Raw genomic sequence first — 9,745 nt, forward strand, 5'->3', positions numbered from 1 at the left:
CGCAAAACTCTTTGTTATTCTAAATGTGAGGAAATGCTGAAGCATTCTATTAAGTTATTAATACATTACTTGAAATTTGACGATATTCCCATTCCTGGGGCATCCATACCTTGATTCAGCAACGCCAGTAGCAATCCTTTTCTTCCTGATTCTTTCGCTGAAAAATTGCCCGGAAGTTTGAGCAAACCGGAAGAATGGGAATTCCGAAAGTATTACTTTGATATGCCAAATTTACAGGGTGCGGCGCGTCAGGGAAGACTTATGTACTTAGTCGATCGTACTCAAAGCGTAATTAAGCTTACATGGATATATACACACAGTGAGTTTCCCAAGCGTCCTCCTGACAAGAATTTAAAGCAATTGCTTGCAGAGCTTATGGAGTCACAGCAGCAACAGGAAGAAAATGTGTCAGAGTCAAATGATGATGATGATGAGTCTACATCATCAAACGATCGATAAAACTATTGAAGAGAGCATTGATATTGCAGGATCGATCGCCCTCACAGCCAAAAAAACTTAGCTACAATAAGCTATACTGTGCTCCGCGACTCCTCAACTCGAACAATTTACCGTTGTTTATGTCTAACTCATCCCTCCTCGCCCCTGGTTCCACCCTCGAAAAACGCTACCGCATCATCCGCGAATTGGGCCGCGGCGGCTTCGGGCGCACCTACCTCGCAGAAGATATCAATCGCTACGGCGAAAACTGCGTGCTCAAAGAGTTCTCTCCGGTGGTTCAAAGCCCCAAAGCGGCCGAATTGTTCGATCGCGAAGCGAATATGCTTTACAACCTCCAACACCCGCAAATCCCCCGCTTTCGAGAACTGCTTCGCACCGATTTGGGCGGTAATCCATCTTTATTTTTAGTTCAAGACTACATCCCCGGTGAAACCTACGAACAAATATTGATATCTCGCCAGCAGCAAGGTAACAATTTTACCGAAGCGGAAGTTACTCAACTGCTATTTCAGATTTTACCCGTTTTAGAATACATTCATTCCCGCAATTTAATTCACCGCGATGTTTCCCCCGACAACATCATCCAGCACACTGCTGATAAACTGCCATTTTTAATTGACTTCGGTTCAGTCAAGCAAATCGCAGCAACCGCCCTATTTCAGTTTAGGGGACAATCGGATACTGCGATCGGCAAACAAGGTTATTCGCCCGCCGAACAAATGCGACTGGGAAAAGTTACTCCCGCTAGCGATTTGTACGCTTTAGCTGTGACGGCTTTAGTGCTACTAACCGGCAAAAAGCCTCAAAAACTGTACGATATCCATAACAAAACTTGGGATTGGCGCACGCACGTCACAGTCGGTCAAAACCTCGCAACTGTGTTGGATAAGATGCTAGCAGAACAACCGGGCGATCGCTACCAGTCCGCAAAAGAAGTCCGCGAAGCACTCAAAGACCCAAAATTATCCCAAATTGGCAGCATGATCTCCCAAATGGTGACAATGAACTTTGTCGGTCGCCCCTTCAACCAAAGCACTCAAACAGCTACCAATAACAATCCTCCTGTTGTGCAAAACAATCAAGTTGTTAACAGCAACACCAGCAAATTTAAGTTAATTCCGTGGAAAACTCTAGGGAGTTTAAGTGTGGTTTTATTGCCGGGGATGCTAGCTTTTAGCATAGTCAAATCTGGTTTTACACTGCCAAAACTACCTGATATGCCTAAAATTCCAGAACTTCCCAAATTTCCAGATACATCTTTCGATGCAGAAGTAGCTAGACAAGAACAAATTGGTAAGCGCCGCAAAAATCTTAATATCGAGCCGGACATATTTTATCAGAAAGTGGATGAATTGTTTTACAATAAATATCCAGAATTACAAGGTCGTAGCTTGACAGACAAGCCCGAAGATACAGAAATTAGAAAGAAATGGTATCAAGTTGCTGAAGATTTTCTGGATAGGTCGGAGAAGGGAGAGCAGTTTTGATATTTAAGGTAGAATAAGAGTGATTGAACCGCAGAGAACGCAGAGAACGCAGAAAAATAGAGGACAGAGCAATTTCTATGGTTCAATGTAAATTAGTATATGTAGTGCACTTTTAGTTTATTTCACAATGGATTCTATTCAACTTACAGGAATTCGCTGCTACGGCTACACGGGCTATTTACCTGAGGAGCAAGTATTGGGCCAGTGGTTTGAAGTGGATGTCACTCTCTGGCTAGATTTATCGGCCGCCGGCAAAAGCGATAATATTGAACAGACTCTCGATTACCGAAGTGCAATTACTCTGATTCAACAGCTTGTCAAAAACTCAAAATTTTTATTGATAGAAAGGCTGGCAGATACGATCGCCCAAGCGCTTTTAGAACTGCATTTAGTCGAAAAAGTTAAGCTCCAACTCTCAAAACCGGCCGCTCCGATTCCTGACTTTGGCGGCAGAATTACTCTGGAAATTACTAGAAGCAAAGACAGTAATTAACTGGTTGCGAGTATAGTGCGATCGTCCCCGCTCGCGTATTGTACGGAGGAGCGAGCGGGGACGATCGCACTATAAATGCAAAACTGAGATGCTCCCTCCGAGTATGCGTTACCAGGCTCTTGCCTGGTAACGAATATAACTTGCCTAAGTGTTGACTAATGACTAATGACTACTGACTACTGACTAATGACTAATTACCACTTCAGCAAATTAAACTCTTCCATGTCTACGGTGTTGCGGTTGCGGTAAATCGTCAAGACGATCGCCAAACCGACGGCAGCCTCAGCAGCCGCTACCGTGAGTACAAACACCGTAAATACTTGGCCTTTAATCTGTACGGGGTCAAGATAGTTGGAAAAACCCATCAGGTTGAGATTGACTGCATTGAGCATCAACTCGATCGACATCAACACCCGCACTGCATTTCGGCTGGTAATTAAACCGTAAGTCCCAATGCAGAAAAGTGCCGCAGCTAATAACAGGAAATACTGGAGTTGCAGTTGCATAAATTTTTTGAGTTGCCTTCAGTTAAAATTACTAAAAAACAGACAGATCGGACTTCTTGCATAAATCCATGAGGTGCTTGTGGCAAACCCTACGCAGAATTCTGTGCGCCACAAACACCATAGAATTACTTTGTTTCGGGTGAAGAAACATCACCTGCTGAAACTAATTCGCGCGGCCGTTCTGGCAAGCTGAAAGCTGGTGTTTCTGATGGTTTGCTTGACAGTTCATCCGCAAAGAAATCGCGGCGGGCTAAGACAATTGCTCCTACCATTGCCATCAACAAAAACAGTGAGGCTAATTCAAAAGGTAGCAAGTAGTCTGTGAAGAAGTGTTTGGCGATCGTTACAATTGAACTTTCAGCCGGTGCTCCTGTTATCGGCACGATCGCCCAAGGAGTAGACACTACCATCGTACCCAAAAGCGCAAACAAACCAGCACAAACCACTGCGGTTGCTACTTGACGTACCCAAGCGTTGGAAATTACGCGGAAGTCTTCTCGTTTGTTTACCAACATGATGGCGAACAAAATTAAGACGTTAACTGCGCCAACATAAATCAAGACTTGCGCTGCTGCGACAAAATCAGCATTCAGCAACAGGTACAAACCCGCAATGCTGGTAAATACGCCGCACAGCAAAAATGCTGAGTAAACGATGTTGGAGAATAGGACTACTCCTAATGCTCCTCCAATCATCATTACTGACAGGATGCCAAATGAAACAAGTTGAACCCCTTCGGCTAGATTCACAATTTTAAATCCTCAATCATTAGTTTTCTATTGTTGGTTTTCACTCATTAGTTAGCAGTCATTAATTATTGGTTGTTTCAATGACTGATGACTGCTGACTAATGACTAATTACTTACTTTTCGACAATTTCCTCTGGGCGGAGACCGGCGCGGCGATCGGTGTAGGAAACTTCATGAGGGTCGATCGCACCTTTCGGCAAATAAGCGAATTCCCGCATCGGTGTCACCATCGGATCATCTGTAACCTTGTAGGGCAAACGTCCGAGAGCCACGTTATCATAATTCAACTCATGACGCTCGTAAGCGGCTAACTCGTATTCTTCTGTCATCGACAAACAATTAGTCGGACAATATTCTACGCAGTTGCCGCAGAAGATACACACCCCGAAATCGATACTGTAGTGCTTGAGCTGTTTCTTCTTAGTTTCTTTGTTAAATTCCCAATCCACCACAGGTAAATTGATCGGACACACCCTAACGCAGACTTCGCAGGAGATGCACTTGTCAAATTCAAAGTGAATTCTGCCCCGGAAACGTTCCGAAGGAATTAGTTTCTCGTAAGGATACTGCACCGTAATCGGCCGGCGTCTCATGTGGTCAAAAGTCACAGACAGCCCTTGACCGATATACTTGGCAGCTTGAAGAGTTTCTTTGGCGTATTCGCCTACTTGATTGAGGAATTTTAGCATTGTGTTCTCTCTCTGTACTTGAGTTTTTGGTAATTGCTAATTGATAATAGGTAATTGGTTGACAGCTTATTTGTGTTAGCTATTGCCTTTTACCTATTATCAATTAACCGCCAAAAGCAAAGGGAAAGGCAAGCTTCAAAGCTGCGGTTAATAGCAAATTAACTAAAGCAACGGGAAGCAAAAACTTCCATCCCAAATTTAGCAATTGGTCGATCCGAACTCGCGGCAGAGTCCAGCGCAGCAGAATTGCCAGAAACAGGAAAAAGTAGGCTTTCAGCATGGTCATGGTAATGCCCAGCAAGCCGGTAATTACCTGCAACCAAGGAGTTGTCTCGCTCAATCCCAGGGCATTGGAGATGACTCCGACAGGAATCGGGCATTCCCAGCCGCCGAGGTACAAAACTGCTACTAGCAGGCAAGAAAGGACGAGGTTAACGTAGGAAGCGATGTAGTACAGAGCAAATTTCATGCCTGTGTACTCAGTCTGATATCCTGCTACCAATTCTTCTTCTGCTTCGGGAAGGTCGAAGGGCAACCGTTCGCATTCTGCGAGGGCTGCGATCCAAAAAATTAAAAAACCGGCGGGTTGTCGCCAGACGTTCCAGCCGAGGATGCCGTAGCTGGCTTGTTGCTGTACGATGTCGATCGTACTGAGGCTATTGGACATCATCACAACTGCCAATACTGCCAAAGCTAGGGGAATTTCGTAGCTGAGGGATTGAGCGGCTGCTCTTAGTCCGCCGAGGAGGGCGTATTTGTTGTTAGAAGCATAGCCCGACATCAGCAAGCCGATCGGCTGAATGCTAGAAAGAGCAATCCACAGAAATATTGCTGTCCCCATGTCGGCGATGAGCATATGCTCTCCGAAGGGCACGATCAAGTAGGACAGAAACACGGGAATCACGACAATTACCGGGCCGAGCGTGAACAGCAGCGCGTCAGCTTTGGCCGGTACGATGTCTTCTTTGAATACCAACTTCAGCCCGTCAGCAACGGGTGCGAGCACTCCCAGAGGGCCGATAAATTCGGGGCCGATCCGCTGTTGAGCGGCGGCGGAAATTTTCCGTTCCAGCCAGACGCTAGTCAGTACCCCGAATACAGCACCGACAATCATCAGCAACATCGGCAGCGGTAGCCAAAGCACTTGGGCGATGTCGGCAGGTAAGCCCCAATTGATGAGGGCTTCTACGAAACTTCCTTGTAAGTCAATTCCTGGGTTCATGTTTCCAGCTTTTGAGCGATCGCCATATAATTTTTCACCAGTCCTTCGTAGGAGTAGGCTTAGAGAGCGGGGTCTTTGTAAAGATTTTTAATGCTTTACCGCCTAATAGTATATCGCCCCACAGCCTCGCAGAACGCACGGACGGGGTGAAGTTCTAATTATCTGAGATACCAGTTTGGCTAATGGGCGGTAAGTTATGGTTGACTGTTGACTGTTGACTGTTGACTGTTGACTGTTGACTACCCGTGGTTGTTTAGGTCTAGACGCATAAATACCAAATAAACCGGGTTTTTATGCGTTTCTGCGTGCTGTAACGAAGTTTTCTGGCAAAAACCCGGTTTCTGACTACCCGTGCGTCCAGGGACATATAGCCCAAACAAAAGGGCTCGCGAGTTAACTCACGAGCCCTTTGAATTTTGTAAAGTGGCTTTCAAATGGCTTAAACCATTGATTTTACGTCACCTTTTTTATGGAACTGGGCAGAATCGAACTGCCGTCCAAAATGGGTATTAACTTTCCGATCGTTCACAGGTTTATCCCCTCTAATCCTTGGGGCGGGAACCATCTTTATCCCAAATGGGGGGATTTTCTAGTGATTGCTTTCCCGGCTAGACGACTAGAAACGTTTAGCTAGGGCATCCGTTGGGGGTTGTTATGCTGCCTTTAACGGAGTTAAGCGGCATACACTCTGAACCAAGCTAGAGAAGTTTTTAGGCTACAGCTACGGCTTTGCGAGCGAAAGGAACGATGTTGTTCGCATTTACTTTTTTGTTTGAGCCGATATTAACGAGAGTGGACTCCCTCTCGACCTGCATCACGGAGCAGCTTTCGCCACCCTGTCGAAACCATTACAGCCCCTCGTGTTCTCCAATCATAGCGAATATTTTGTGAAACGTCAATCGATTTTGGATTTTATGGAAGAAGGAAGGAGGAAGAAGGAAGAAGGAAGAAGGAAGAAGGAAGAAGGAAGCTGTAAAGTTCGCACTGGGAACTCTACGAGGTTCTGCGTGTAGGAATGTTTAATGTAAATTTTCGTCCCAAACGCCGATGTAAATCCGATCGCGCTCATTGCGTTCGATCGTACCTTCGAGAGAACCCTTCCTAAACGTAAACCGATTAGTGCGACGCTGCTGCACATCTCTAAACCCTTGCCAAATCTCGCGATCCGCACCGCCCACCATCCCATTTAAGGCGGTTTTTACGACCAAATCGTCCACCGACGGGGCAAATGATCCCTCTGTTTGCACTAACTTGTCGGAATCGCGATCGTAGATGTAGCCGAGAGTAATCCGATTTGGCAATATTTCGTAAAGCGCGGTGCGAGTATTCGGCCAATAGCCGCGGGATTGAGAGTCTGTGGGATTTCCCAATGCAGTTACAATCTGACTTTCCGAGGTGCCAACGGCAAACCCTGGGATGGCGGGAGTCTTCCGATCGCTAGTTGCGGGTTGTTCGGGGCTGGGTGCGGATCGATCGGGCGGCAACTCCTTGTCAACAAGTTTTTCGGTTGGTTCTTGTGGCGGCGGTGTCTCAGCGCCTTCCCCTGCGGTTGTTGGCGCTGGGGCTGGTGTTGGCGAGAAAGGAGTTTCAGCAGGCGCGGGAGTTGTAGTTGGTGTTGGTGTTGGTGTTGGTGTTGGAGTTTCAGCAGCAGGTGGCGGAGTTTCTCGGCGAGTTGGTGTGGGAGTTGGTGTGGGAATTGGTGCGGGGGTCGATCGCGCGTCTGGATCTGCTGGGGCCGAAGTGCGATCGTCCTTCGCGGACGGTGCGGGTTCTGAAGACGGCCGGTTGAAGAAAACCCTAGCAATACCGACAAAACCTGCAACTAACAGGGCGATCGCCACCAACCCCAAAATCCACCAAATCTTGCGATTGCTGCCCCCAGAAGACACCACAGCAGGCGCTGTTCTCATATTCGCAGGCGACTGAGCGCCGTGTCCCGGCATCACCGCCAGCGTCGGCCCGGTGTCCGACCCTGCACCCTGCCCGCGCAGCAGACCCAGCCACTCATCCACGCTAGCAGGGCGATTTTGAGCTTCTACCGTCATCCCCCGCATCACTGCTTGACTGACAGTCGTACTTAACTCAGGGCGCAAGTCGCGGGGTGAAGGCATCGGCTGGCTGGTACGCAAAATTGCAGCCACCGGCACCTGTGCTGTGAGTAAAGTGTAAAGCGTCGCCGCCAGCCCGTAAACATCTGTCGCGGGCGTATATTTTCCTTGGGCGAAATACTGTTCTGGTGGCGCGTAGCCGTCGGACACCATATTTGTGTGATTTTGGGTTGCACCTGCTGTAAACTCGCGGGAAATACCAAAATCTATCAGCACTACTTCCTGAGTACCTTGCCGCAGGAGGATGTTTTGCGGCTTGACATCTCGGTGTAGCAAGCCTTTTTGATGAACTGCTTTCAAAGCAGCGCCAATTTGAGTGATGTAGAGAATTGCGAGATTTTCTGGGAGGGGATTATTTCCACCGACTACTTCTGCCAAATTCTGACCGGCAATGTAGTCCATTACCATGTAGGGCTGTCCGTCTTCTACAAAGAAGTCGCTGACGCGCACTATATTCGGATGGACGCAGGATGCCAATCGCCTCGCTTCGTCTTGGAATTTGCGATCGAATTCGGCAAAATTTGGATCGCGCCGTAGAGATTCGTTGAGGGTTTTAATCACCACGGGCTGTCCTAAGTAGCGGTGATTTGCCCGGAATGTAATCCCAAAGCCGCCCCGCCCCAGTTCTTTTTCTAGGGTGTATTTTCCACTTTGTAAACTTTTGCCGATTAGCGCATCCATAGGTTCAGGCGATCGCATACCAGAGAGTATGGCTGATTATGGCACGTCTAGTGGGCGTAAACAATTAGCAATGCCTGATAGTGTTGTAGTGCAATTTTACAGATCGCTCTAACGGGGTTGTTCGGCTGCTGGGCGCTAGACGAGATAATCAACTTGATACCTCAAGATTCTGCATAAAATATACCTTGACTTTTGACGTAATTCCTTCAAGTTTCCACTGCGATCCCGAACAAAACTCTGTCACCTTGCCTCTCCGTTGAGTTGGCGGGATTGCTCGTAAATCTTCGATGCCTGAAATTAACTGATTCCTGATACCAGCCAGAATGGATATATCGCACAAGTACATTTCTGAGGATGGATTAGCTGCTCTATCTCGTTTCCCGTGTGATCCAACGTAAACCAAGCCCAAACATAAACAATTTGAACAGTTTTGCCGAATCCACTCTAGATGGTCATGTCCTTGCTCAACATCTTTTTTGTAATAAATCGGCTCTACTTTCTTACCCGTCTTGAGTTCAAACGCAAGGCATTTTTGGGCATTTTCATCGACCCAAAACACATCAGGTCCAGTTCCATCATCATTGTCCGGGCGAGTTGAAGCGTAACCTAAATATTCGCCCAAAACACGGAGAGCTTCTTCTTGTTGTGCAAAGGAGGCGTTTGGGTCATCAAGCGCTGCAACAGAAGTACGAAGACGTTGAAAGGTTTTTTCATACGCTTTTGGTGATTTACGTTCGGCAATTACAGAAATTTGCCGTTCAAAATCTGTTAGTGCTGGTAATATTGCCACCCCATCATGAGAGTCCCCGCTGATAGTCTTGGGCACAATGACCTTTTTTGAAAGTCGTTGATAAGCGCGGAAATACTCTTCCTGAGCAGCTTCGTAATCCTTTTCGTATTCTAGACACATCCCCAGCCAAAGATTGTGCCATCCAGAGAGCTTTTCGTCTGCTTGTGCAGTTTCCTGAATCACTGCCTCAAGCTCCTGACGAGCCTTAGCGTAATTTCGCTCCCAAATAGTGCTGATAAATCTAACTTCGGCTAAAGCAGCTTGAGTCATCCGTTCTTCGATCTGTTGGGTTCGTTCAGATGCTTCATCGTCTAAACCCATCTCGTTAATGCTCTCACCGTAAAAATCAATCCAAGATGAGTTTCGGCTTAAGACCGCATCAATCACGTCAACGAGTTGAGATGCGTCTGATAACTTCTGTTGGTCGTGAAGGTATATAGCAATCCTAAATCATTATCTACACTTATTATGATATAATTATATGCAATAATTGATTGTGACAATAAAAAAATGAATAACTTACAAATGCCACAGAAAGATATGGAAAAAGAAAGAGCGGCG

General features: G+C 46.7%; 10 protein-coding genes and 1 other RNA gene. 4 read left to right on the top strand and 7 right to left on the bottom strand.

Going from position 1 to position 9,745, the window contains the following annotated elements:
* The first annotated feature begins 177 nt into the window (after positions 1–177).
* From K4039_RS25845 to folB, 3 genes are all read left to right on the top strand, one after another.
* Positions 178–459, top strand: a complete 282-nt coding sequence (locus K4039_RS25845; RefSeq protein ID WP_265239370.1) for a hypothetical protein — start codon at positions 178–180, stop codon at positions 457–459.
* 119 nt (positions 460–578) lie between these two features.
* Positions 579–1,946, top strand: coding sequence for a serine/threonine-protein kinase (locus K4039_RS25850; RefSeq protein ID WP_265239371.1), 1,368 nt, complete (start codon positions 579–581; stop codon positions 1,944–1,946).
* 127 nt (positions 1,947–2,073) lie between these two features.
* On the top strand, positions 2,074–2,439 hold the full coding sequence (gene folB, locus K4039_RS25855; RefSeq protein ID WP_265239372.1) for a dihydroneopterin aldolase: 366 nt from the start codon (positions 2,074–2,076) through the stop codon (positions 2,437–2,439).
* Positions 2,440–2,633: 194 nt separating this feature from the next.
* Here the strand turns inward: folB and nuoK are convergent, their stop codons facing one another.
* The 5 genes from nuoK to ssrA all read right to left on the bottom strand — a co-directional run bounded on the left by nuoK (position 2,634) and on the right by ssrA (position 6,463).
* On the bottom strand, positions 2,634–2,939 hold the full coding sequence (gene nuoK, locus K4039_RS25860; RefSeq protein ID WP_265239379.1) for an NADH-quinone oxidoreductase subunit NuoK: 306 nt from the start codon (positions 2,937–2,939) through the stop codon (positions 2,634–2,636).
* 131 nt (positions 2,940–3,070) lie between these two features.
* The gene (locus K4039_RS25865) at positions 3,071–3,694 is read right to left on the bottom strand and encodes an NADH-quinone oxidoreductase subunit J (protein WP_265239373.1); all 624 of its coding nucleotides are present in this window, start codon (positions 3,692–3,694) and stop codon (positions 3,071–3,073) included.
* A gap of 113 nt (positions 3,695–3,807) precedes the next feature.
* Positions 3,808–4,383 (bottom strand): NAD(P)H-quinone oxidoreductase subunit I, encoded by a 576-nt coding sequence (ndhI, locus tag K4039_RS25870; protein ID WP_265239374.1) that lies wholly within the window; start codon positions 4,381–4,383, stop codon positions 3,808–3,810.
* A 103-nt stretch (positions 4,384–4,486) separates the two neighbouring features.
* Positions 4,487–5,605 (bottom strand): NADH-quinone oxidoreductase subunit NuoH, encoded by a 1,119-nt coding sequence (gene nuoH / locus K4039_RS25875; RefSeq protein ID WP_265239375.1) that lies wholly within the window; start codon positions 5,603–5,605, stop codon positions 4,487–4,489.
* Between the two features lie 467 nt (positions 5,606–6,072).
* Positions 6,073–6,463, bottom strand: a transfer-messenger RNA (tmRNA) gene (gene ssrA / locus K4039_RS25880).
* Between the two features lie 29 nt (positions 6,464–6,492).
* On the opposite strand from ssrA, the gene K4039_RS25885 reads away from it, so the two are divergent.
* Entirely contained in the window at positions 6,493–6,618 is a 126-nt protein-coding gene (locus K4039_RS25885; RefSeq protein WP_265239376.1) for a hypothetical protein, read from the top strand.
* Positions 6,619–6,624: 6 nt separating this feature from the next.
* Here the strand turns inward: K4039_RS25885 and K4039_RS25890 are convergent, their stop codons facing one another.
* Positions 6,625–8,412: a serine/threonine-protein kinase gene (locus tag K4039_RS25890; RefSeq protein ID WP_265239377.1), complete on the bottom strand. Its 1,788-nt coding sequence runs from the start codon at positions 8,410–8,412 to the stop codon at positions 6,625–6,627.
* Between the two features lie 130 nt (positions 8,413–8,542).
* Positions 8,543–9,571, bottom strand: a complete 1,029-nt coding sequence (locus tag K4039_RS25895) for a tol-pal system YbgF family protein (RefSeq protein WP_265239378.1) — start codon at positions 9,569–9,571, stop codon at positions 8,543–8,545.
* Positions 9,572–9,745 lie beyond the last annotated feature (174 nt).

The sequence above is a fragment of the Lyngbya sp. CCAP 1446/10 genome (assembly GCF_026130175.1).
In the GTDB taxonomy this organism is placed as follows: domain Bacteria; phylum Cyanobacteriota; class Cyanobacteriia; order Cyanobacteriales; family Microcoleaceae; genus Microcoleus.